Raw genomic sequence first — 22,828 nt, 5'->3', positions numbered from 1 at the left:
GTCCACTTTCGCCAAGAAAATCCACGGGGCACGCCCGCTCCCTCCATTCTTGACCGAATTTTCAGTCAGTGACACAGTGCGGACATGGCACAGCCCTCGAAGCCCCCCTTCACCCGTCGCGCCGCACTGCGTACTCTGGCGGCGACCGGCGCTGCCGCTCTCGGTGCCACGGCGTGCTCCCCGGAGGACGCGATGTCGCAGACCGCCTCGTCCCCGTCACCCTCCGGCCGGGCGCCGGGCCCCGCCGGAGGCCGCCGCCTGGGCGCCGAGTGGGAGAGCCATGCCCGTACGTACATGTGCTGGCCCGCCTCCACAGGCATCTGGGGCGGTCAACTGCCCGCGGTCCGCAAGGACATCGCGGCCCTCGCGCGTGCCGTCGGCGCCCACGAACCCGTGGTCCTGCTGGCCCGCCCCGGGCAGGCGCGGGCGGCGCAGCAAGCCTGCGGGCAGGACGTCGAGGTCGTACCGGTCCCGGTGGACGACCTGTGGGCCAGGGACACGGTGCCGGTGTTCGTGGAGGACGGCGGGCAGGTGCGCGGCGTCGACCTCAACTTCAGCGGCTGGGGCAACAAGCAGCGGCACGCCGACGACGCCGGGGTCGCCCGTGCGGTGCTCGGCAAGTACGGCGTCCCGCGCGAGCGGACCTGGCTGGTGGCCGAGGGCGGCTCGTTCGAGACCGACGGTGCGGGCACGCTGATGGTCACCGAGAGCTCGGTGGTCAACGACAACCGCAACCGCGGCAAGTCCCGGCAGCAGATCGAGGACGAGCTGAAGCGCGTGTTCGGAGTGGCGAAGGTGATCTGGTTCGACGGCGTGCGCGGCGAGGACATCACCGACGCGCACGTCGACTCGCTGGCCCGCTTCGTCGCGCCCGGAGTCGTCCTCCTGGATCGGGCGTTCCCGGGCGAGCCCGCGGACTCCTGGTCCCGCTCGGCCGACCAGGCGAGGCGGGTCCTCAAGGACACCACCGACGCGCGCGGCAAGAAGATCCAGGTCATCGACCTGCCGCAGCCCGACCCCGACCGCATCACGGGCACCGACCCCGAGATGCTCACCTCGTACGTCAACTTCTACGTCGCCAACGGGGCCGTGTTCGTACCGGAGTTCGGCGACACGAAGGCCGACGACTGCGCCAAGGGGATCCTGCGCGACCACTTCCCCGGCCGGGAGGTCGTGGCCGTGAGGATCGACGCCATCGCCTCGGGCGGAGGCGGCATCCACTGCTCGACCCACGACCAGCCGGGCAGGCCCACGGAGTGAGGCGCGGGCACCTGGCCCGGTGGGTCGGCTCGCTTTGGGAACCCCGGCGCCGGATCTTCCGTCTGCCCGGGTACGTATGACGGTTCGCGGGTGGGAGGGTGCGGTGGAACGGGGGAGCGGGGTGGCCCGTCGTACCGTGCTGACGGGCCTGGCGCTGGGTGTTCCGCTCGCGCTGAGCGGGTGCGGCGCAAAGGGCGACGCCGACTCCAGGTCAGCTTCCGATTCCGGGGCCGACACCACCATCATGATCATCCGGCACGGTGAGAAGCCCGGCAGGGGCGAGCGGGGCCGGAACGAGAGCGGTCAGCGGGACAAGAAGTCGCTGACCGAACGCGGCTGGCAGCGCGCGAAAGCCCTGCCCGGGCTGTTCGTCGTGGCCCCCGGGCGGGCCGCCCCGCTGCTGCCACGGCCCGCCACCCTCTTCGCGGCGGCGGACACCGGACCGCACTCCGGTGCGCACCGGATGCGCCAGACCGTCGCGCCCCTGGCCGAGGCGCTGCACGAGCGCGTGAACGTCTCGATCGCGGAGAGTCAGGAGAGCGCGCTGGCCGCCGCCGCGTTGGCGGCCCCGGCCCCGGTCCTGATCTGCTGGGAGCACTCCCGGATCCCGGACATCGTACGGGCGCTGGGGGCCGGGGACTGCGGGGCGCCGAAGGCATGGCCCGAACGGTTCGACCTCGTCTGGGTGTTCACGCGGCGGGCGGGCAGGTGGTCGTTCCGCGCGGCGGCGCAGGGGCTGCTGGCGGGCGACGCCTGAGCCCGCTCAGAACGCGGAGTTGGCGAACCAGCGGTCCAGCAGCTCCGCGTCCCCGCTCGTCTCCACCGACCCGGCCGAGCGGTCGAGGCGGCCGTAGACGAGCAGCAGGAGGTCGGCGGCGGTTGCCCGGACGGTCGCGTCGGCGGCCGTGCCGGCGCCGTCCGGGACGACACCGAAGCCGTCGGGGCGCAGCTGTACGAGCCATGCGGCGTCCGTGTCCGCGCATGTGAACCGGATGTGCTGGACGGCTCCGGCGCCGCGCAGCTCAGCGACCTTGGGCGCGAAGAACGTGGCGTAGGGGAGGTTGACCAGGAACTCGTCGACGCCGTCCCGGGCGAGCGCGCGGTCGATCTCGAAGTCCAGGCCGAGGGTCCGCTCCGCGTCGACGCGGTGCACCAGGGTCTCGAACAGCATCCGGCGCACCCAGAAGCGGGCGTGGCCGTCCGCGCCCCAGACCCACATCGGCGCGTCGAGGTCGGTGCCCGCGAACGCCTCCGCCGCCTCGGCCGCGCCCGCCGCCAGCCAGTCGGCGTAGCCGTCCTCCCGCTCCGGCAGCCGCAGGTCCACGTCGCGGCTCTTGGGCCGCTCCTGGACGCGGGCGCGCACCAGTGCCGTGAACATGCGCTGGGCGCCGCCGGTGTGCTTGATCAGGTCGACGAGGGTCCAGCCAGGGCAGGTGGGCACGGCCAGCGTCAGATCGGCGCCCTTGACCAGGCCCGCGAACCGGGCGCTCTCCGCGGCGACGGCCGTCCGGTGGTCGAGCGGTTCGGCGGTGTTCATGGTGGGGCGCCTCCTGGCGGGCCGGTTTCTCCGTCATTTCTCCGTCAGTGGCAGCGTGTCACAGCCGCTGCGGCCGCATGGAGGCGGGCAGGGCAAGGGCTGCCCTCACTTCGTGGCGGCACTCGCCAGCACCGCGTCGACCACCTCGTTGTCGCCCGGCTGGGGCGACTCGGTGACGCCGAGCAGGAAGGCCGAGCGGTCACCGCCGCGCGTGACGATGGTCAGGCGCATCCGGCCCGCCCTGCCGCTGTCGTCCCGCACACTCAGCGCCACCGTGTAGGCGGGGTGGCCGCTCACCGTCGTGGCCTCGGACTCCTCCACCGTCGACTTGCCGTCGGGGTAGAAGAACTCCGCGTTGGAGCGCGCCGCCGTCTCCGTCCGCTGCTTCAGCTCCGACTCCTCGATGCCCCTGCCCCGCCCGGCGAGCACGGCGGCGCCGCCCTGGCCGCCGGAGCCCTTCGTGGTGATCGAGGAGGTGAAGGCCTGGATCAGGTCCTTGCCGTCGTTGCTCTTCCAGCCCTCGGGCACGGCGTACGAGAGCCCGGCCGAGTCGTCCGTCACGCGCGGCCGCCCGGCCAGCGGGGAATCGTCCTCGTCCCTGGTCAGCCACCACACCGTCGCCCCGGCGACGAGCACCAGGACCAGCGCCGCGACGGCGCCGACGATCCAGGCGCGCCGACCGCGTGGGTGCCCGGGCCGGTGGGAAGGCGCGGGGGGAAAGGGCGAGGTGCTCACGGAGGGCGGTGTTGTCATGACCCCAGTTTCGGCGGCGGGGCCGGGCATGGACCTGAGCGGTCGTACTCAGTCCGGTACTCACAGATACTCATCTGCGCTCACACGGTCATCCGTGGGCACACCAGTTCCCTCCGACCGTTTCGGCCCGCCGCCACCAGGGGAAGTAACCCCGCCATGACCACACTTGGCGCCGTCTTCCGCCCGCAGAACGCTCCCGAACGCCTCCGCTCCGTCGCCCTCGCCGCCGACTCCGCCGGTCTGGAACAGCTCTGGCTCTGGGAGGACTGCTTCCTGGAGAGCGGCGTCGCCGCCGCGGCGGCGACGCTCGCGTGGACCGAGCGGCTGCACGTGGGCGTCGGGCTGCTGCCGGTGCCGCTGCGCAATGTGGCGCTGACCGCGATGGAGAGCGCGACGCTGCACCGGCTCTTCCCCGGCCGCGTCACGCTGGCCGTCGGGCACGGCGTCCAGGACTGGATGGAGCAGGTCGGGGCGCGGGCCGAGTCGCCGCTGACGCTGCTGCGGGAGCATCTCGGCGCGCTGCGCGGCCTGTTGGCCGGGAAGAGCGTCACCGTCGACGGGCGCTATGTGCGGCTCGACGGGGTCGCCCTGGACTATCCGCCGCTCGGACCCGCCCCGGTGCTGTCGGGTGCGACCGGCCCGCGCACCCTGCGCCTGTCCGGCGAGGCGTCCGACGGCAGCGTCCTGGTGGCGGGCACCGGCCCGGACGGGGTGCGCCGGGCCCGTACGCTCGTCGACGAGGGCCGGGCCGCGGCCGCCCGTACCGACCACCACCCCCTGGTGGTGTATCTGCTCGCCGCCACCGGCCCTGACGCCGCCGCACGGGTGCGTGCGGAGCTCGCGGCGAAGCAGGGCGGGGACGGGTTCGGCGTGGCCGGGGACGCCGCCGCCGTCGCGGAGGCGGTGCGGCGGCTCGCCGAGGCCGGGGCGGACAGCGTGATCCTCGAACCCACCGCCGACGAGCCGGATGCCGAGGCGTTCGTCCGCTTCACCGCCGAGCAGGTCCGCCCGCTGGTGCCCTGACCCTCAGCCGATGGCTGAAGGCCGTTGGCCGATGGCCGACGCCGCCCGGATCGGATACGGCACCCGGTACGCCTTCTCCCACGCCTTCAGCAGGGAGTTCGGCACCACACCCGGCCGCTACCGGGAAGGCCATCACGGGGATCGCGCCCCCGAACCGGCCCAGCCGGGGGAACATAAGGCCGTGCCGATACGCAGACCCACACCACCGCAGCCCGCCCCGGTCGACGACCCCCTCCTGGAGCAGGCCCTCTCCGACCTCGACTGGTACGCGCGGGCCCGCGACCGGGCCCGGCGGTGGCACTGGGCCACCGAGCTCGGCGCGCTGCTCACCGGCGCCGCCACCGTCGTCGCGGCGGGCATCCGGGCGCCCGCCGCGGCCACCGCCACGCTGGCCGGGCTCACCGTCTTCATCGGCGGGTTCCGGCAGGTGTTCAACCACGCCGAGCGCCATGTGCTCTCCGCGGAGGCCTGGTCCAGGCTGCGGCTGGCGATCCGGCGCTACCGGCTGATCCCGGAGGAGGAGCGGGACGAGGCCGTCCGCCGGCGGCTCCAGGAGGAGATCGAGGACGTGGCGACCACCGAGGTGCAGAACTGGGCGGCGGGCCGCCGCGGACTGCGGCCGGGGCCGGGGCCGGTGCCGGGCGGTCAGTTGCCGCAGTGACACCACAGGGTCACGCGGCCTCCTCGGTCACGTGACCCTGCCCGTCATCCCGGTCCGGCTCCGGGGGACGCCACACGCCCCCCGGAGCCACCGGACCCGCTCAGGCGACCGTCCACTGCTGGTACGTCGAGCCGTTGGCCGTCTGCTGGGTGACCAGGGCGCCGTCGGCGCCCGACGCGGTGGTCAGCAGGAGCGCGCTGTTCTTGTTGGCGACCGTGTAGCGGCCCCCGCCCAGGGCGGTGAGCTGCCAGCGCTGGCTGTCGCGGCCGTTGCAGGTCGCCTGGACGACGGCGGCGCCCGCGGTCGTGGCACTCCCGGCCACGTCCGCGCAGAGCTTGGAGGCGCCGTTCACCATGGTGTGGCTGCCGTCGGCGTTGAGGGTCAGCTGCCACTGCTGGTTGGGCCCGCCGTGCGGGGTCCAGGTGATCAGCTGGGTGCCGGACGTGCCGGAGCTCGCCGGGTCGTCGAGCGCCTTGCCGCCCGCGGTGAGCGTCCGGGTTCCGCTCAACTGGCCGCCGTACGCCTCGAACTCGTACAGCGAGTACCCGTACGACGTGCCGCGCTGGGTGGCGTACAGACGGAGGTAGCGCCCGGATCCGGAGAGCCCGGTGAGGTCCTGCACACCGCCGGTGCCGCTGGTGGTGGAGTAGAGCGTGCGCCAGGCCGTGGCGTCGTCGGAGAGCTGGATCTGGAAGGCCTTGCCGTACGCGGCCTCCCAGCGCAGCACCACGCGGTCGACGTTCTGTGTGGAGCCGAGGTCGACCTGGAGCCACTGCGGGTCGCTGTACGCGCTGGACCAGCGGGTGGCGCCGTCGCCGTCGGTGGCCGAGGCGGCCGGGAAGTTGACCGTCTCGGTGCTGGAGGCGGTGGTGGGGCGGTTGCGGGCGAGGTTGCCGGGCTGGGCGAGGCCGGGCCAGGCGGGGTTGTGGCCGACGGCCGCGACGATCGGGGTGAACGCGGCGTAACTGCTCACCGGCTTGGGGGACCCCCAGGTCTGCTGGGCCAGGCCGCGCAGCGGGTACATGATGCCGCCCGCGATCTGGTCCTCGGTCTCGGCGTTGGGGTTGTCGCACCACACGTGGATCAGCGAACCCGGGTTCCTCGCCGGGTCGGTGAGGGTGTTGTTGCCCTGGAACAGATCCGGCGTCCACGTCTCGTACATCCACTTGGTGTCGGGTTTGGCGCCCCCGAGGACGTAATAGGTGGGTGTCCAGGACTCGTTGGCCACGGTGTGCCCGGCCGCCGCCAGTTGCTGCGGGGTGAGGCCGTAGTTGTACCAGTACTCGACGAGGATGTCCGCGTTCGGGGTGACGGTGCCGTCGCCGGACTTGATGCCGTCGTTCCACATCCGGGTGGTCTTTCCGCCTGCCCGCACCAGCGCGTCGGCCCAGTTGACGTACCCGTAGTAGGTGTCCTTGGCGGTGGCGTTGGCGCCGTAGTGGGCGCGGGCGTAGCTGAGCAGTTGCGGATAGCTGCTGTAGTCGGTGACGTACTCGTCCGCGCCGATGTGCCAGTAGCGGGCCGGGAAGAGCGGCAGGTACTCGTTGATCAGGTCCTTGATCAGGGTGTACGTGCCGGGCAGCGAGAGGTCGATGAACTCGGCGCTGGCCGTGCCGGAGCTGTTCTTGAGCTTGAGCTCGGGATGGGCGGCCAGGACCGCGTTCATGTGCCCGGGGGTGTCGATCTCCGGGACGATGGTGACGTGGTACTTCTGCCCGAGTGCCACCAGGTCGGCGATGTCCTGCTTGGTGTAGTGGTCGGCGGAGACGATCTCCGGGTGGGTGGAGCTTTCGAGCCGGAAGCCGAACGTGTCCGACAGGTGGAAGTGGAAGTAGTTGAGCTTGAGGTAGGCCAGTTCTTTGATGTGCTGCCGGATCCAGGCGACGGTGAAGAACTTCCGGCCCTGGTCGATCATGAGGCCGCGCTCGGGCTTGGTGGGCCAGTCCACGGCCGTTCCGGCGGGCACCGAGGGGGACTGGTTGAGCAGTTGGAGGAGGGTGCGGGTGCCGTAGAAGGCGCCCGTGTCGGTGGCCGCCTGGATGGTGACGGCCTGGCCGACGGTCATCCGGTAGCCCTCGGCGGGCAGCGTGCCGTCGCCGAGGGTGAGTCCGATGTCGCCGGTGGCGGGCGTCCCGGTGACGACGGCCACGGTCCGCCCGGTCTGGGCGGCCAGGTCGTCCGCCAACGTGGCGGCTTCGTCGGAGAGTTGGGCGGTGTGGGCGGGGTCGACGGCGATCTTGCTGGTGGCGGTGAAGGTGTACGTGCCGGAGCCGGCCGTCCACTGCCGCAGCGCCGGCACGGTCTGCGGGGGCCCGGCGGCCGCCTGGGCGGGCGCGGCGGCGAGGCCGGGCAGGGCGATCGCGGCCAGCGCGCAGACCGTGGCGATCAGGAATCTGAGCAGTCGCATGGCGTATCCCTGGTCGTGGAAGGGGGCAGGGGGCGTGCGAGGTGAGTGGCGCCAGTGCAGCGCAGTGCCGCGTGCATGTCAAGAGATGCTCGAAACTCCGCGATATCGCGCGTGATTGAGCAGGGCGAGGGCTTGTGCGGCGGTGTCCGCGCACGAAAACCCAAGAGGCGACGACGAAAACACATGTACTCCGGGCCGTCACCGGCAGTGGGATCGGGCCGACGTTCCTTGGAGAGAAAGGACGACGACCTGTGTCACGCCTGCGAAGAGCCCTCGCGGCAGCGGCCGCGGCCATCCCCCTGCTGGCCGGCGTCGTGTCGGCTCCAAATCCGGCGTCGGCGGCCGCGCCCGACGCCACGTACACGATCTCGATCGGGTCGGTGAACCCCTACAAGTACCCGACCGACACCCCCGCCGCCTCCTACGTCGACAAGGACGGCACGTTCTACTTCCAGCAGTCCGCCGCGCTCTACGGCGCGAGCGAGCCGCGGTACTGGGACTTCTACACCGGTACGGACTTCGACGACGCCACCCGGTCGGCCACGATCAGCGACGCCGTGAACCCGGCCAACTCCAGCGACAGGAACAACGACACCACCTGGCGCTGCAACAACAGCCCCACCGGTGTGACGGCGACGTCCGCAGGGCCGGGCTCGGGCTACTCCCAGAAGAACTTCTGCGACCTGGTCGGGGTGTGGGCCGACCCGGACACGGGGGACTGGTACGGCCTGGTGCACAACGAGTTCACCCCGCAGCCCTTCGGCGACGGCCTGCACTACGACGCCATCGACTACGCGGTCTCCAGGAACCAGGGCAAGGTGTGGACCATCCTCGGCCACGCCATCACCTCGCCGTACGGCACCACCCGCGACGACTCGACGGCCTTCCCGCAGCAGACGTACAACTACGGCGACGGAGACCAGCGGCTGTTCGTCGACCCGGCGTCGGGCTACTTCTACGTCTACTACGGCTCGCGGGTCGTCCCCAAGGGCGGCACCGGCGGCAGCACCGGCGGGCTGGCGCACGTCGCCCGGGCGCCGATCTCGTCGAAGATGGCGAGCGGCTCCTGGTCGAAGTGGTACGACGGCGCCTGGTCGCAGCCCGGTGTGGGCGGCCGGGAGAGCAACATGGTGCCGGTGACCTCGGCGAACCCGACCGGCTACACACCCGTGGCCGACGACTACGACCCCGCCAACGGCGGAACCGTCGACCAGCAGGTCGCGGCGGGCGAACTCCCCGCCAAGTCGGACCTGTTCATCATGAACATCGCCTACGACGCCCACCTCGGCCTCTACATCGGCGAGCCCGAAGTCGTCTCGGGGACGGCGCCCCAGCGCTTCTACGTGACCGATGACCTGTCGACGCAGAAGTGGCGGCTGATCGGGGACTCGGGCAGCTACACCTCCGGCTCCTGGTACCGCTGGATGGTGGACTCCGCGAACCGGACCAGCTCGACGATCGTCGGCAAGACCTTCCGGTCCTACTGCTCCATCGCCTGCGCCCGATCCGACGGCGAGTACGCCGAGGTCACCGTGGGCTCCTCCGCGCCCGCCGCCCCACCCGTCGACCCCGCGAAGGCCTACCGCATCGGCAGCGGATCCGGCCGGGTGCTCGCCCAGACCTCCGGCGGCCCGTCGGTCACCTCCCTGGCCCCCGCCACCGGGTCGAACCTGGAGGCGTGGACCTTCACGGGCAACGGCGACGGCTCGTACCGGATCGCCAACGCGGCCACCGGCAACCTGCTAGGCGTCGACTCCGCCGCGAAGGCCGGACGTGCCTGGGCGGCCCAACCGTCCGCCACAGCGCCCGGCAGTGGCGGTCCCACGGTCGGGCAGCAGTGGTTCATCGTCCCGCAGGTGTCGTCCGGCGGTGTGCGCAGCGGGGCGTACCGGCTGGTCAACCGCTACAGCGGACTGGTGCTCGGTATGTCGTCCCAGGCGGCGCGCCTCGCCGAGACCACGCCGATCCGCACCTGGACCGACACGACGGGCAGCGGCGTCGGCGGCTCGCGCACCGCCGCCGAGCAGACGCTGACCCTGACGGCGACCGGCTCGGCCCCGGCGAACCTGAACGGCCCGCACACCGTCTCCGTGTCCGGCAAGGCGCTCGACGACCCCGACTGGTCCAAGGCGCCCGGGATCCGGCTGGTCACCTGGTCGCTCAACGGCGGGACCAACCAGACGTGGAACTTCACCCAGCAGTCCGACGGCTCGTACACGCTCGTCAACGCCTATTCGAACCTGTGCGCCGACGACGAGGGCGGGCTCACCGCACCCGGTACGGCGGTGATCCAGTGGACGTGCACGGGCGGTGCGAACCAGCGCTGGAGGGTCACCCGGCTCGCCTCGGACGCCTACACGATCGCCAACGCGCACAGCGGACTGCTGCTGACGACGTCGTCGGGATCCGACGGCGGCCGGGTGACGCAGCAGGCGGACACCCACAGTGCGCTCCAGCAGTGGACGATCACCTGACGGGCCCGCGACAGGCTCTCAGTCCTGCGCGGTCGTGAAGACGCCCGCGTGTGCGGCGGCGGCCGCGGCCTCGGCGGCGCGGTCCGCCGCCGCCTCGTCGAGCGGGGTGGCGGTGGTCAGGAGGCGGTAGTACAGGGGGGCCGAGACCGCGCGGATCACTTCGCGGGTGTCGGTCCCCTTCGCCAACTCCCCCCGCTCGACGGCCTGTTGGACACACGGCGCCCATTCGTCGACGCGCGTCTCGTAGAAGCGGTGCAGGGCGGCGGCCGTCTGGCCGTCGCAGGTCGCCGCGGCGATCACCGCCTTGAAGAGGGGGCCCTGGCGGGCGTCGGCCAGGGTGCGCTGGACGAGCCGGGCGTTGGCGCGCAGATCGCCCAGGAGCGTCCCCGTCTCCGTGTGCGGCAGCGACTGCTCGGCCATGTCCGCGAGCAGGTCGGCAACAAGACCGGCCGGAGTGCCCCAGCGCCGGTAGACCGTGGTCTTGCCGACCTCGGCGCGCCGGGCCACATCGGCGAGGTCCAGCTCGGCGAGACCGCCCTCCGCGAGCGCGTCACCGGCGGCGGCGAGCACGGCGGTCCGTACGCGAGCGGTCCGGCCGCCCGGCCGGACGGTCCCCGGATCTGCGTCTCCCGAAGTCATAACGGGTCTCCTGTTCCATTAGCGGGTGAGGCTCTGTTACGTTGTGGGCACATCCTAACGGAACCGCAGAACCGTTAGTGGTCGCCGACCGGCGACCGCACCGGCTGCATACGGAGAGGAACCTGTCATGGAATACAGGCGGCTGGGCGCGTCGGGGCTGATGGTGCCGGCGCTGAGCTTCGGGGCCGGGACCTTCGGCGGGCGCGGGGAGCTCTTCGGCGCCTGGGGCGACACCGACGCGGAGCAGGCGCGCCGACTGGTGGACATCTGCCTGGAGGCCGGGGTCACCATGTTCGACACCGCCGACGTCTACTCCGCCGGCGCCTCAGAAGAGGTGCTCGGCGCGGCCATCAAGGGGCGGCGCGACGAGGTGATCATCTCCACCAAGGCCGGACTGCCGATGGGGGACGGGCCCGGCGACGCGGGCACCTCCCGCTCGCGCCTCATCCGCGGCGTCGAGGACGCGCTGCGCCGCCTCGGCACCGACTACATCGACCTCTTCCAACTGCACGCCTTCGACGCGGGAACCCCGATCGAGGAGGTCATGTCCACGCTCGACGATCTCGTACGCGCCGGAAAGATCCGCTACACCGGCGTCTCCAACTTCTCCGGCTGGCAGCTGATGAAGTCGCAGGCAGTGGCGGACCGGTACGGCTACCAGCGCTATGCGGCCCACCAGGTGTACTACTCGCTCGTGGGCCGTGACTACGAGTGGGAGCTGATGCCGCTCGGCGCAGACCAGGGCGTCGGCGCGGTGGTGTGGAGCCCGCTCGGCTGGGGCCGGCTCACCGGCAAGATCCGCCGCGGGCAGCCGCTGCCGGAGCAGAGCCGCTTGCACACCACGGCCGACTACGGCCCGCCCGTCGAGGACGAGCTGCTCTACCGGATGGTCGACACGCTCGACGAGCTCGCGGAGGAGACCGGCAGGACGATCCCGCAGATCGCCCTCAACTGGCTGCTGCGCCGCCCCACCGTCTCCTCCGTCATCATCGGCGCTCGCAACGAGGAGCAGCTGCGGCAGAACCTCGGCGCGCTCGGCTGGGCCCTGACGGCCGAGCAGGTCGCCCGCCTGGACGCCGCGAGCGGCCGGACCGCGCCCTACCCGTACTACCCGTACGAGCGCCAGGAGGGGTTCGCCCGGCTCAACCCGCCGATGACGGGCGGGGCGGGTGCCGGCGGGGCGTAGGACCGGATCAGGCGGTGTACTCCGCTATGTTCGCCTCGGCCCAGGCGGCGAGGACGCGGGCGCAGTCGGCCACCGACTCGCGCCACGTCCTGGCCGCGCCCTCGCTCGCCTCGTCGCTGACGTGCTTGACGATACGGAGGGGGACCCCGGCCCGCTGAGCGACGGAGGCCAGCGCGTAGCCCTCCATGTCGACGAGGTGGGCGCGCAGCGCCAGCCGGGCGCGCGCTTCCTCGTCGGCTATGAACGAGTCGCCGGTCGCCAGCGTCGGGCCGCCCCGGTCGGACATGTCGAGCGGCGGACCGTACACCTCGCCGGTCAGCGCGGCCAGCACATCACTGTCCAGGTCGTGCTGGAGGACCGAGCCGATGACATGGGTGCCCGTCCACCCCGGGCGCAGCGCCCCGGCCGTCCCCAGGTTGACGACCTGGGAGGGGTGCGGCTCGCGCCCCAGGACGGCGGCCAGCGCGCCCGCCGCGTTCACCTTGCCCATACCGGTCAGCAGGACGGGCAGATCCGTGTCGAGGAACTGCGCCTCTTCCTTGACGGCCAGCACGAGCAGCGGTCGGTCGGTGGCGATGTGTCCTGAGAGCTCCATGGGGACCAGGGTATTTCCGTGCGCCCGGTGCTCCGGCGGCGGGTCAGGTGTGTCGGTGGGTGTGCTCCTGACCTGCGCCCGGTTTGATCCCCGCGTTTCAAGGAAGGCGCACCAGAGGGACGGCGTAGGCCTCCCACCCGCATCCCGGAGACCGGGAACAACGCACCGGGACTCGATACACAGGAATGGAGAACGCCATGGCTGCCGTGAAGAGCACGTTGCCGGATGCCGACCTGAAGGTCGTGGGGACCGCGCTGCAGGGTGCCCTGGTGGATTTGGTGGATCTGTCGCTGGCGGCCAAGCAGGTGCACTGGAACGTCGTCGGCCCGCGCTTCCGCTCGGTCCACCTCCAGCTCGACGAGGTGGTGACCACCGCGCGCCAGCATTCCGACGTGGTGGCCGAACGCGCCTCCGCGCTCGGTGTCACCCCTGACGGCCGGGCCGCGACGGTGGCGGCCACCTCCGCGATCGGCACCGTCCCGGAGGGCTGGATCAAGGACACCGAGGCCGTGCAGGTGCTGGTGGTCGCCCTGGGCAGGGTGATCGAGCGGATGCGGGAGCGGATCGCCGCGACCGAGAAGCCGGATCCGGTCACCCAGGACCTGCTGATCACCCTGACCGGGGAGCTGGAGAAGCACGCCTGGATGTTCCAGGCGGAGGACGCCTGACCCTCAGCCTCGCCCCGGCGCGCTACAGGTGGTGGTCGTGCTCCGGCGCGTCCGGTCCTTGCGGCGGTTCGGTGTCGGGCGTCTGCCAGGAGTCCGCGCGCGGCTGGGGTTCCTGCGGGGGCTTCGGCCGCCGCGCGGCCCGGCGGCTGCCGTACCAGAAGGCCGCGATCAGGACGGCCACGACGAGGATGCCCACGAGGGTGAACAGCCAGGAGGACGAGGTGCTCGCGGCGAGGTTCTGGGGGAGTGTGAGGGTGTTCATGCACACCGGGTGACCGGTGGGCATGAAAGAAAACATCCACCCCCGCGGCCGTGTGAGGCGCCCGCACAGGGGTACCGGCGCAAGCGCGTCGGTCATGGCCTTGCAGCGGGCCGGGCCGGTGCCGCAGAGGTGTCGACGGAGAGGGTTTTCCATGGGCGCGACCGGCGGTACGGCTTCACGTGACGGTGAGCGGCACGGCCGCTCCCCGCTGGAGCGGGCGCTGCGCGACCGGGTGGACGGCGAGGTCCGCTTCGACCCGGGCAGCCGCGCGGCCTACGCCACCGACGCCTCCAACTACCGCCAGGTGCCGATCGGCGTCGTGGTGCCGCACACCGTCGAGGCCGCGGTCGCGGCGATCGCGGTGTGCCGCGAGTACGACGCCCCGGTGCTCTCGCGCGGGGGCGGCACCAGTCTGGGCGGGCAGTGCACCAACGCGGCCGTGGTCGTCGACTGGACGAAGTACTGCAACCGGCTTGTCTCCGTCGACCCCGAGCGGCGTACGTGTGTCGTCGAGCCCGGTCTGGTACTGGACGAGCTCAACCGCCAACTGGCGCCCCACCAGCTGAAGTTCGGGCCCAAGCCCGCCACCCACAACCACTGCTCGCTCGGCGGCATGATCGGCAACAACTCGTGCGGCGCCTCGGCCCAGGCGTACGGGAAGACCGCCGACAACGTACGCAGGCTGGAGGTGCTCACCTACGACGGCACCCGGATGTGGGTGGGGCCGACACCGGACGCCGAGTACGAGGAGATTATCGCCGCGGGCGGGCGCCCGGCCGAGCTGTACGGCGGGCTGCGGGAGATCGTCGGGCGCTACCTCGGCGAGGTGCGGCGCGGCTATCCGCGCATTCCGCGCCGGGTGTCCGGCTACAACCTGGACGCGCTGCTCCCGGAGAACGGCTTCGACGTCGCCCGCGCCCTGGTCGGCAGCGAGAACACGCTGGTCACCGTGGTGCGCGCCGAACTGGAGCTGGTGCCGGTGCCGCCCTTCGAGTCGATGCTGGTGCTCGGCTACGACGACATCTGCGCGGCCGCCGACGACGTCCCCCGGCTGCTCGCGCACAGCGAGCCCGCGCAGCTGGAGGCGCTGGACGACCGGATGGCGCAGCTGATGCGCGAGGAACACACGCATCTGGAATCCCTGGAGCGGTTCCCGGCGGGCAACAGCTGGCTGCTTGTGCAGTTCACCGGTGACACCCGGGACGAGGTCGACGCACGGGCCGACACACTGCTGCGGGCGCTCGGGCGCGACGCCAAGGACGACTCCGTGGCGTTCTCCGACGACCCCGCGCGCGAACGCGAGATGCTCAAGGCCCGCGAAGCCGGACTGGGGGTGACCGCGCGCCCGCCGGACGAGCGCGAGACCTGGGAGGGCTGGGAGGACTCGGCCGTGCCGCCGGACCGGCTCGGCGACTATCTGCGCGATCTGAAGGAGCTGTTCACCGAGTTCGGCTACGACCACCCCTCGCTGTACGGGCACTTCGGGCAGGGCTGCGTCCACACCCGTATACCGTTCGGGCTGAGGACCGCCGAAGGAGTCGCACACTTCCGGGAGTTCCTGTTCCGGGCCGCCCGGCTGGTGAGCTCGTACGGCGGCTCGCTCTCCGGTGAGCACGGCGACGGGCAGGCCCGCGCCGAACTGCTCCCGGTGATGTTCGGTGACACGCTGGTCACCGCGATGGCCGAGGTCAAGGCGCTCTTCGACCCCGGGAACCGGATGAACCCCGGCAAGGTCGTCTCTCCGCGGCCCGCCGTGCCCCACCGCGTCGACGAGAACCTGCGGCTCGGCCCGCGCTGGCGCCCCACCCCGCCGCGGACGCGCTTCGGCTACCGCGAGGACGGCAACTCCTTCACCCAGGCGGTGCTGCGCTGCGTCGGCATCGGCAACTGCCGCACCCGTACCGGCGGGGTGATGTGCCCCTCCTTCCGGGCCACCGGCGAGGAGGAGCACTCCACGCGCGGCCGCGCCCGCCTTCTCTTCGAGATGCTCGGCGGACACACCGACACCCCCGTGACCGACGGCTGGCGCTCCACCGCCGTACGGGACGCGCTCGACCTCTGTCTGGCCTGCAAGGGCTGCAAGTCGGACTGCCCAACCGGTGTCGACATGGCCACCTACAAAGCCGAGTTCCTCTCCCACCACTACGCCCGCCGCCCGCGCCCGGCCGCGCACTACGCGCTGGGCTGGCTGCCGCTGTGGGCCCGGCTCTCACGGATCGGTCCGGGTGCGGTCAACGCACTGCTGCGGGCCCCCGTGCTCGCCCGGATCGGCAAACGTCTGGCCGGGGTCGCGGCCGAGCGCGAGGCGCCCGCCTTCGCCGGGCAGTCCTTCCTCCAGTGGTGGCGTTCCCGGGCGACCGTCGAGCCGCTGCCGGGCGATCCCCGGGCCGTGGTGCTGTGGCCGGACACCTTCAGCACGTACTTCCACCCGGCGGTGGCCCGCTCCGCCGTCAAGGTCCTGGAGGACGCCGGGTTCCGGGTCGCCGTGCCGGACCGCCCGGTGTGCTGCGGCCTCACCTGGATCTCGACCGGTCAACTCGGCGTGGCGAAACGGGTATTGAGCCGCAGTGTCGACGTCCTGCGCCCATGGATCGAGGCGGGCACCCCGGTCGTCGGCCTGGAGCCCTCGTGCACCGCGGTGTTCCGCGCCGACGCGCCCGACCTGATGCCGGACGACGAGGACGTACGCCGTCTCGCGGGCCTGTTCCGTACGTTCTCCGAGCAGTTGGTCAACCACGCCCCGGACGGCTGGCGCGCGCCGACGGTGAGCCGGGCCGCCACCGTGCAGACCCACTGCCACCAGCACGCGGTGCTCAAGGACGACGCCGACCGCGAGCTGATGCGCCGCGCCGGCCTCGACGCCGATGTCCTGGACGCCGGATGCTGCGGTCTCGCCGGGAACTTCGGCTTCGAGCGTGGCCACTACGACCTGTCCATGAAGATCGGCGAGCAGGGTGTGCTCCCCGCCGTACGCGACACCGCGCCCGGCGCGCTGGTGCTGGCCGACGGCTTCAGCTGCCGCACCCAGATCGAGCAGGGCGGCACCGGCCGCCGCGCACTCCACCTCGCGGAGGCACTCGCCCTCGGCCTCGACGGCCCGCTGCCCGCGGACCACCCGGAAAGGGCCGCCGACCGCCCCGTGAGCGCCCCCGGACCCCATTCGTAGAAAGCACTCCTAGAAAGGCCATCCCGTGTCGATGAAAGTCTCCGACTACGTTCTGGAACGGCTGCGCCAGTGGGAGGTCGAGCATGTCTTCGCATACGCGGGCGACGGCATCAACGGCCTGCTCGCCGCCTGGGGCCGCGCCGACGACAAGCCCCGGTTCATCCAGGCGCGGCACGAGGAGATGGCCGCGTTCGAGGCGGTGGGGTACGCCAAGTTCTCCGGGCGGGTGGGGGTGTGCGCGGCCACGTCGGGGCCCGGCGCGATCCATCTGCTCAACGGCCTCTACGACGCCAAGCTCGACCATGTGCCGATCGTGGCGATCGTCGGGCAGACCAACCGCAGCGCCATGGGCGGCTCGTACCAGCAGGAGGTCGATCTGCTGAGCCTGTTCAAGGACGTGGCCTCCGAGTACTGCGAGATGGTGACCGTCCCCGAGCAACTGCCCAACGTCATCGACCGGGCCATGCGCACCGCCGCCGCCCGGCGCACCGTCACCGCCGTGATCATCCCGGCCGATGTGCAGGAGCTCGACTACGAGCCGCCCGGGCACGCCTTCAAGATGGTGCCCTCCAGCCTCGGCGCCGCCCACTACGCGCCCGTCCCCGCCGACGACGAGCTCGCCAGGGCGGCCGAGGTGCTGAACGCGGGGGAGAAGGTGGCCGTGCTGATCGGACAGGGCGCGCGGGGCGCCCGGGCCGAGGTCGAACAGCTCGCGGACGTGCTGGGCGCGGGCGTCGCCAAGGCCCTGCTCGGCAAGGACGCGCTCCCCGACGACCTGCCGTACGTCACCGGCGCCATCGGTCTGCTGGGCACCCGGCCCTCGTACGAGCTCATGCGGGACTGCGACACGCTGCTCGTGGTGGGATCCAGCTTCCCGTACACGCAGTTCCTGCCCGAACTCGACCAGGCGCGGGCGGTGCAGATCGACATCGACGCGTTCATGGTGGGCCTGCGCTACCCCTTCGAGGTCAACCTCGTCGGCGACGCCCGCGAGACGCTGACCCGGCTGCTGCCCCTGCTCAAGCGCAAGAAGCACGACAAGTGGCGCAAGAAGATCGAGAAGGACACCGCCCGCTGGTGGCAGGTGATGGAGCGGCGCGCGGCCGTTGACGCGGATCCGATCAACCCCGAGTACGTGGTGCACGCGCTCGACGCGCTGCTGCCCGACGACGTCATCCTCGCCGCGGACTCCGGCTCGGCCGCCAACTGGTACGCCCGCCACCTGCGGATGCGCGGCACGATGCGCGGTTCGCTCTCCGGCACGCTGGCCACGATGGGGCCGGGGGTGCCCTATGTGATCGGCGCCAAGTTCGCCCACCCGGACCGCCCGGCCCTCGCGATCGTCGGCGACGGGGCGATGCAGATGAACGGCCTCGCGGAGCTGATCACCGTGTCCAAGTACTGGCGCGAGTGGGACAACCCCCGCCTGGTCGTCGCGGTGCTCAACAACCAGGACCTCAACCAGGTGACCTGGGAGATGCGCGCCATGTCCGGCGCCCCGCAGTTCCTGCCGTCCCAGGAGCTGCCCGATGTGCCGTACGCGGACTTCGCGCGCTCCATCGGGCTCGACGGAGTACGGGTCGAGAAGCCCGGCGACGTCGAGGGCGCCTGGCGGCGGGCGCTGGAGGCGGACCGGCCGTTCGTCGTGGAGTTCCGCACCGACCCGGCGGTCCCGCCGATCCCGCCGCACGCCTCGCTCGACCAGATCGAGGCCGCCGCGGCCTCGATCGTCAAGGGCGACAGCGACCGGGTCGGCATGATCCGGCAGGGGCTGAAGGCGAAGGTCCAGGAGATGCTGCCGGGCGGCAAGCACCGGGAGGACCGGCCGGGCGCCGGAGGCGGCGCCTGACGCGAGGCTCGCGAAGAGGCGGCGGCCCGCGAACGCGGGCAGAGTGGCATCGGCGGGTTTCGCCGCCCCGGCGCGGGCAACCCGCTGGGTGCCCGTGCGGGACCCGACCGTACCGACCGACGCAGGAGGAGTGCTCCCATGAAGCCCACCGCCGCATCCCAGGCGCCGCCGGAACATCGCGTCCAAGTGGTGCTGAGCGCGTGTTCGGCCGACGACGCCGAGTCGGTCCTGGGCGTGCTGCGCCGGTACTTCTCGGCGGACGAGGGTGCCGACGACGCGGGCCACGGGCCCACCAGCCGCGGTCCGGCGCGTCCGACCGTGTGGACGGCCGCCTTCGACACCTCCCGGGTGCCCCAGGAGGTGAGCCGGGCCGCACTGGGCGACGCGGTGACCGTCGACGTACAGGGCGGCCCCGTCGCCGTGGCCCGGCTCCGGGACGTCCTGCACCGGACCTTCGAGGTGGAGGACGCCGGCGCGGCCTCGGGCGACCAGGAAGTGGATCTGCAACTGCGGCTTCGAGGACGGTAGGAACGGTAGGAGTGGGCGGCGGACAGCGGCGCCCGCTCAGCCGCGTGTCCGCTCAGCCGTGCTCAGCCGCGTGTCCGCTCAGCCGCGTCGCTCCAGCTCCGCCACCGGACTGTCGTCGAGGGCGGCCAGCAGCGCCGCCGGGTCGTCGTAGACCGCGACCGCGCCCGCTTCTTCCAGATCGCCGCGCGGGATACCGCCCGCCAGCACGCCCACGGGCCGCACGCCGGCCTTGGCAGCCGCCTTCATGTCCCAGACAGTGTCGCCGACGAACACCGACGACCCGGCGTCGCCGTCGACCAGCTCCAGCGCCTGGTGGACGGGGTCGGGGGCAGGTTTCCCGGACTCGACGTCGTCCGCGCTGGCCACCCCGGCGATCACGTCGTCGGCGTCGATGGCCCGGCGCAGCGCGCCCAGTTCGGAGCCGCCCGCCGAGGTGGCGAGCACCACCCGCCAGCCGCGCCCGTCCAGCGCCCGCAGCAGGTCCGCGGCGCCCGCGATCGGCGCCAGCCGCTCGAAGTAGGTGCCGTACAGAGCCTTGTGGGTGGAGCTCAGGTCGGCGTCCTCGTCCTTGTCGCGGTCCTCGCCCAGCAGATGCGCGATCAGGTCCTCCGAGGGCAGCCCGACCGCCCGGTGGATGGCGTGCGTCGCCACCTCGTGTCCGGCCTGCCGGAACGCCTCCCACCAACAGATCACATGCAGATGGTTGGTGTCGACGAGAGTGCCGTCTACGTCGAAGATCGCCGCGCGCGTCATACCGTCCCGCCTTCCGGACTCCTGTGCACCCCTCTGCCCTGCTTCGACCGTACGGTCTCGTCGGCTCAGCCGCCCGCGCGGCGCGCGCCCACCCAGCGCAGCACGGCCGCCGCGGCCAGGGCACCGGCTCCCGCGGCGAGCGCGGGGTGGCGGGCGAGGGCCGCCTGCGGGGAGCGCGGGGTGGAACGCTCGTCGAAGGCGCCGTGGGCGCCGTGGTCCTCGCCGGGGCGGTCGTCGAGCGGCTGCCACAGGTTGCCCGGCCCCGGGGCGGGCGCGGGGGAGTCGGTCTGCTGCGACGAGTAGCCCGTACGGGCCAGAAAGCGGTCGAGCACGGCCGGGGCGAGCCGGTTGGCCCACAGGGTGGCGACCGTGGAGGCGCCGACGTAGTACTGCTTGCGGCCCGGGTGGTCCGCCGCGTACGCGATGGTCCGGGCGACGACCTCGGGCTGGTAGATCGGCGGCACCGGCTGGGGGTGCTTCGGCAGCCGTGAGCGCACCCAGGAGAACTGCGGGGTGTTCACGGCCGGCAGCTGCACCACGGTGACGCGCACCTGGCTGCCGCGGTGCAGCAGTTCGGTGCGCACCGATGAGGTGAAGCCGTTGACGGCGTGCTTGGCGCCGCAGTAGGCGGACTGGAGCGGGATGGAGCGCTCCCCGAGGGCGGAGCCGACCTGGACGACGGTCCCGCGGTCGCGCGGGACCATCCGGGCGAGGGCGGCGCGGGTGCCGTTGACGAAGCCCAGATACGCCACGTCGGTGACGCGCTGGAACTCCTCCGGCCCGATCTCGGTGAAGGGCGCGAAGACGGAGGTGAAGGCGACGTTGATCCATACGTCGATCGGGCCGAACTCGGCCTCGGTCAGCTCCGCCGCCTTCTCCACCTCCTGGTGGTGGGCGACGTCGGTGGGCAGCACCAGAGCCCGCCCTCCGGCCTCCTCGACCTCCGCGGCGGCGGCGTCGAGCCCCGCCCGGCCGCGTGCGAGGAGCGCGATGTCGGCACCGCGCCGCGCGAACAGCCGGGCGGTGGCACGGCCCACCCCGGCGCTGGCGCCGGTGATCACAACGGTCTGCGGCATGATCTCGTCCGTCCCTCCGGGCATCGGCAATCCCGTGGTGGGGTACCCCTCGGAAGCCTCCCCATTCCCTTGAACGACTTACGTGAATGAGCGCTGCGCTGGCGCCGGGAATGGTCCACCGATAAATCGTCTCCCGGAATGTGTGTGGCCGCCCGATGGGGGCACACGGAGAGCTGGAGGTTGATTGCCATGGTCCCCTTGCTCCTCGTTCTCCTGCTGGTCCTGATCCTTTTCGGCGCCGGCTTCGCACTCAAAGTCCTGTGGTGGATCGCGATCGCGGTACTGGTCCTGTGGCTCATCGGATTCGTCGCCCGGCCGAAGGGCGGATCCGGCCGCTGGTATCGCTGGTAGCGGCGTTCCGCGCGGGAGGCACCGATAAGGCCGAAAAAGTGAGGTGTCGGCCGGAAGAACCCGGGCACCCGGCCCGTCGGGAGAGAGCGTCACCGAATGGTTTACGCGGCGACGCTCTTCCGGCGGACCAATGCGGAATTCCGGCGCACACACGGCCGGGCACACGATCGCACACATGGCCGCACACATGACGAAAGGAATCACGTTTCATGACTGAGAACATCTGGGGCTACCCGGAAACCAGTGGCCACCTCGCCGGCGCGGATCTGCGCGGCTGGAGCGTCGAGGCCACCGACGGGAGCATCGGCAAGGTCGACAAGCACTCGGACGAGGTCGGCTCCGCGTACATCGTCGTCGACACCGGCATCTGGATCTTCGGCAAGCATGTGCTGCTGCCCGCCGGTACCGTGACGCGGCTCGACGCGGCCGAGAAGAAGGTCTACGTGGACCGTACGAAGGCCGAGATCAAGTCCGCCCCCGAGTTCGACCGGGAGAAGCACCTCGGTGACCCCGGCTACCACGACCAGGTCGGTGGCTACTACAGCGGTCGCCCGCCGGTCGTCTGACGTCGGCATCAGGACCATCGAGCACAACCGAGCACACAAGAGCAAGATCTCCCTCAGTGGCGCCGCCCGGAACGGCAGTTCCGGGCGGCCCCGCTGCGTTCGCCGCTCACGCCGCCTCGCCCGGCGCCGCGCACATCGCCTCCTCGCGCAGCCGCGTGCAGCACTGGCGCAGCAGCCGGCACACGTGCATCTGGGAGATGCCGAGTTCACGGCCGATGTTCTTCTGCGTCATGCCCTGGAAGTAGCGCAGATAGAGGATCTCCCGCTCGCGGGCGGGGAGTTCGCGCAGACCGGGCTTGACGGACTCGCGGTCGATCAGTGTGTCGAGCGCCGGGTCCTCGGAGCCGATGGTGTCGGCCAGCGTGTACGAGCCCTGGGTGTCGCCGGGCTGTTCGGCGTCCAGGGACATGGCGCGGAAGCTGTCAAGAGCCTCCAGACCGTCCCGTACGTCCGTCTCGCTCAGACCGGTGTGTTGCGCCAGGTCCCGGACGGTCGGTTCGCCGGTTCCGGCGCACTGCAGCTCGTGGCGGGCCGTACGGACGCGGTTGCGGAGTTCCTGGACGCGGCGCGGCACGTGGAGGGTCCACATGTGGTCGCGGAAGTGGCGTTTGATCTCGCCGGTGATGGTGGGAACGGCGTAGGCGGCGAACGGCGTGCCCTGGGCGGGATCGAAGCCGTCGACGGCTTTCAGCAGGCCCACGGCGGCGACCTGGCGCAGATCCTCCACGGATTCGCCGCGGTCGCGGAAACGTCCGGCGAGCCGTTCCGAGAGGGGGAGCCAGGAATTAACCAACTCTTCGCGCAGTGCCGCCCGTTCGGGTCCGTCGGGCAGTGCGGCGAGTCGTACGAACGCTTCATCGGTATCCGGTGTGTCGTCATAGCGGCGATTGGCGCAGTGAGTGGACATGACTTGCGCTCCTCGGACGGAAAAGGGTTCGCCGTCGAAAGGAAGGGGTGTGCGGAGCCGCCACACGGGCCCCCGCCGCCCATTCCGTGGCAGCGTATTTCCACTGGAACGGGCCGTATGCATGCGCCGGAGTGGAATTCGGGGAAACTTCGTGGTGTGTGCGAGGG

The 22,828-nt window shown here is 71.8% G+C and carries 21 protein-coding genes; 12 read left to right on the top strand and 9 right to left on the bottom strand.

Annotation, left to right across the window (positions count from 1 at the left end):
- The first annotated feature begins 84 nt into the window (after positions 1–84).
- Both BX283_RS05985 and BX283_RS05980 read left to right on the top strand, forming a co-directional pair.
- The gene (locus tag BX283_RS05985; RefSeq protein WP_101386604.1) at positions 85–1,260 is read left to right on the top strand and encodes an agmatine/peptidylarginine deiminase; all 1,176 of its coding nucleotides are present in this window, start codon (positions 85–87) and stop codon (positions 1,258–1,260) included.
- A gap of 121 nt (positions 1,261–1,381) precedes the next feature.
- Complete coding sequence (locus BX283_RS05980) at positions 1,382–2,017, top strand: histidine phosphatase family protein (RefSeq protein ID WP_257582060.1); 636 nt, start codon at positions 1,382–1,384, stop codon at positions 2,015–2,017.
- A 6-nt stretch (positions 2,018–2,023) separates the two neighbouring features.
- Here BX283_RS05980 and BX283_RS05975 read toward each other — a convergent pair whose 3' ends face one another.
- Together BX283_RS05975 and BX283_RS05970 are read right to left on the bottom strand one after the other, a co-directional pair.
- A complete protein-coding gene (locus BX283_RS05975; protein ID WP_101386602.1) occupies positions 2,024–2,797 on the bottom strand; it encodes a maleylpyruvate isomerase family mycothiol-dependent enzyme in 774 nt (257 codons plus the stop codon).
- 105 nt (positions 2,798–2,902) lie between these two features.
- Positions 2,903–3,550 (bottom strand): hypothetical protein, encoded by a 648-nt coding sequence (locus tag BX283_RS05970; RefSeq protein WP_143676391.1) that lies wholly within the window; start codon positions 3,548–3,550, stop codon positions 2,903–2,905.
- 156 nt (positions 3,551–3,706) lie between these two features.
- On the opposite strand from BX283_RS05970, the gene BX283_RS05965 reads away from it, so the two are divergent.
- Together BX283_RS05965 and BX283_RS05960 are read left to right on the top strand one after the other, a co-directional pair.
- Positions 3,707–4,573, top strand: a complete 867-nt coding sequence (locus BX283_RS05965) for an LLM class flavin-dependent oxidoreductase (RefSeq protein ID WP_101386600.1) — start codon at positions 3,707–3,709, stop codon at positions 4,571–4,573.
- 181 nt (positions 4,574–4,754) lie between these two features.
- On the top strand, positions 4,755–5,234 hold the full coding sequence (locus tag BX283_RS05960) for an SLATT domain-containing protein (RefSeq protein ID WP_101392170.1): 480 nt from the start codon (positions 4,755–4,757) through the stop codon (positions 5,232–5,234).
- Between the two features lie 100 nt (positions 5,235–5,334).
- On the opposite strand, the gene BX283_RS05955 is transcribed toward BX283_RS05960, so the two are convergent.
- Entirely contained in the window at positions 5,335–7,641 is a 2,307-nt protein-coding gene (locus BX283_RS05955; protein ID WP_101386599.1) for a family 20 glycosylhydrolase, read from the bottom strand.
- A gap of 251 nt (positions 7,642–7,892) precedes the next feature.
- Here BX283_RS05955 and BX283_RS05950 point away from each other — a divergent pair, with 251 nt between their 5' ends.
- On the top strand, positions 7,893–10,115 hold the full coding sequence (locus BX283_RS05950) for an RICIN domain-containing protein (protein WP_306822790.1): 2,223 nt from the start codon (positions 7,893–7,895) through the stop codon (positions 10,113–10,115).
- Positions 10,116–10,133: 18 nt separating this feature from the next.
- Here BX283_RS05950 and BX283_RS05945 read toward each other — a convergent pair whose 3' ends face one another.
- The gene (locus BX283_RS05945) at positions 10,134–10,754 is read right to left on the bottom strand and encodes a TetR/AcrR family transcriptional regulator (RefSeq protein ID WP_101386598.1); all 621 of its coding nucleotides are present in this window, start codon (positions 10,752–10,754) and stop codon (positions 10,134–10,136) included.
- A gap of 127 nt (positions 10,755–10,881) precedes the next feature.
- Here BX283_RS05945 and BX283_RS05940 point away from each other — a divergent pair, with 127 nt between their 5' ends.
- The gene (locus tag BX283_RS05940) at positions 10,882–11,940 is read left to right on the top strand and encodes an aldo/keto reductase (protein ID WP_101386597.1); all 1,059 of its coding nucleotides are present in this window, start codon (positions 10,882–10,884) and stop codon (positions 11,938–11,940) included.
- A 7-nt stretch (positions 11,941–11,947) separates the two neighbouring features.
- Here the strand turns inward: BX283_RS05940 and BX283_RS05935 are convergent, their stop codons facing one another.
- On the bottom strand, positions 11,948–12,535 hold the full coding sequence (locus BX283_RS05935) for a nucleosidase (RefSeq protein WP_180357070.1): 588 nt from the start codon (positions 12,533–12,535) through the stop codon (positions 11,948–11,950).
- 197 nt (positions 12,536–12,732) lie between these two features.
- On the opposite strand from BX283_RS05935, the gene BX283_RS05930 reads away from it, so the two are divergent.
- Entirely contained in the window at positions 12,733–13,203 is a 471-nt protein-coding gene (locus tag BX283_RS05930; protein ID WP_101392168.1) for a Dps family protein, read from the top strand.
- 22 nt (positions 13,204–13,225) lie between these two features.
- Here the strand turns inward: BX283_RS05930 and BX283_RS05925 are convergent, their stop codons facing one another.
- Entirely contained in the window at positions 13,226–13,465 is a 240-nt protein-coding gene (locus tag BX283_RS05925; RefSeq protein ID WP_101392167.1) for a DUF6479 family protein, read from the bottom strand.
- A gap of 151 nt (positions 13,466–13,616) precedes the next feature.
- Between BX283_RS05925 and BX283_RS05920 the strand changes: the two genes are divergently transcribed.
- The 3 genes from BX283_RS05920 to BX283_RS05910 all read left to right on the top strand — a co-directional run bounded on the left by BX283_RS05920 (position 13,617) and on the right by BX283_RS05910 (position 19,008).
- On the top strand, positions 13,617–16,631 hold the full coding sequence (locus BX283_RS05920) for an FAD-binding and (Fe-S)-binding domain-containing protein (RefSeq protein ID WP_101386595.1): 3,015 nt from the start codon (positions 13,617–13,619) through the stop codon (positions 16,629–16,631).
- A 31-nt stretch (positions 16,632–16,662) separates the two neighbouring features.
- The gene (locus BX283_RS05915; RefSeq protein WP_101386594.1) at positions 16,663–18,480 is read left to right on the top strand and encodes a thiamine pyrophosphate-requiring protein; all 1,818 of its coding nucleotides are present in this window, start codon (positions 16,663–16,665) and stop codon (positions 18,478–18,480) included.
- 138 nt (positions 18,481–18,618) lie between these two features.
- The gene (locus tag BX283_RS05910; protein ID WP_101386593.1) at positions 18,619–19,008 is read left to right on the top strand and encodes a hypothetical protein; all 390 of its coding nucleotides are present in this window, start codon (positions 18,619–18,621) and stop codon (positions 19,006–19,008) included.
- Positions 19,009–19,086: 78 nt separating this feature from the next.
- Here the strand turns inward: BX283_RS05910 and BX283_RS05905 are convergent, their stop codons facing one another.
- Together BX283_RS05905 and BX283_RS05900 are read right to left on the bottom strand one after the other, a co-directional pair.
- The gene (locus tag BX283_RS05905) at positions 19,087–19,761 is read right to left on the bottom strand and encodes an HAD family hydrolase (RefSeq protein WP_101386592.1); all 675 of its coding nucleotides are present in this window, start codon (positions 19,759–19,761) and stop codon (positions 19,087–19,089) included.
- A 65-nt stretch (positions 19,762–19,826) separates the two neighbouring features.
- A complete protein-coding gene (locus BX283_RS05900) occupies positions 19,827–20,837 on the bottom strand; it encodes an SDR family oxidoreductase (RefSeq protein ID WP_101392166.1) in 1,011 nt (336 codons plus the stop codon).
- A 189-nt stretch (positions 20,838–21,026) separates the two neighbouring features.
- Between BX283_RS05900 and BX283_RS05895 the strand changes: the two genes are divergently transcribed.
- Positions 21,027–21,188 (top strand): hydrophobic protein, encoded by a 162-nt coding sequence (locus BX283_RS05895; protein WP_101386591.1) that lies wholly within the window; start codon positions 21,027–21,029, stop codon positions 21,186–21,188.
- A gap of 209 nt (positions 21,189–21,397) precedes the next feature.
- A complete protein-coding gene (locus tag BX283_RS05890; RefSeq protein WP_101386590.1) occupies positions 21,398–21,754 on the top strand; it encodes a PRC-barrel domain-containing protein in 357 nt (118 codons plus the stop codon).
- Positions 21,755–21,860: 106 nt separating this feature from the next.
- On the opposite strand, the gene BX283_RS05885 is transcribed toward BX283_RS05890, so the two are convergent.
- Complete coding sequence (locus BX283_RS05885; protein WP_101386589.1) at positions 21,861–22,661, bottom strand: RNA polymerase sigma factor SigF; 801 nt, start codon at positions 22,659–22,661, stop codon at positions 21,861–21,863.
- Positions 22,662–22,828 lie beyond the last annotated feature (167 nt).

The sequence above is a fragment of the Streptomyces sp. TLI_146 genome (assembly GCF_002846415.1).
Lineage (GTDB): Bacteria > Actinomycetota > Actinomycetes > Streptomycetales > Streptomycetaceae > Streptomyces.
This window is presented reverse-complemented; position numbering and strand designations above follow the sequence as displayed.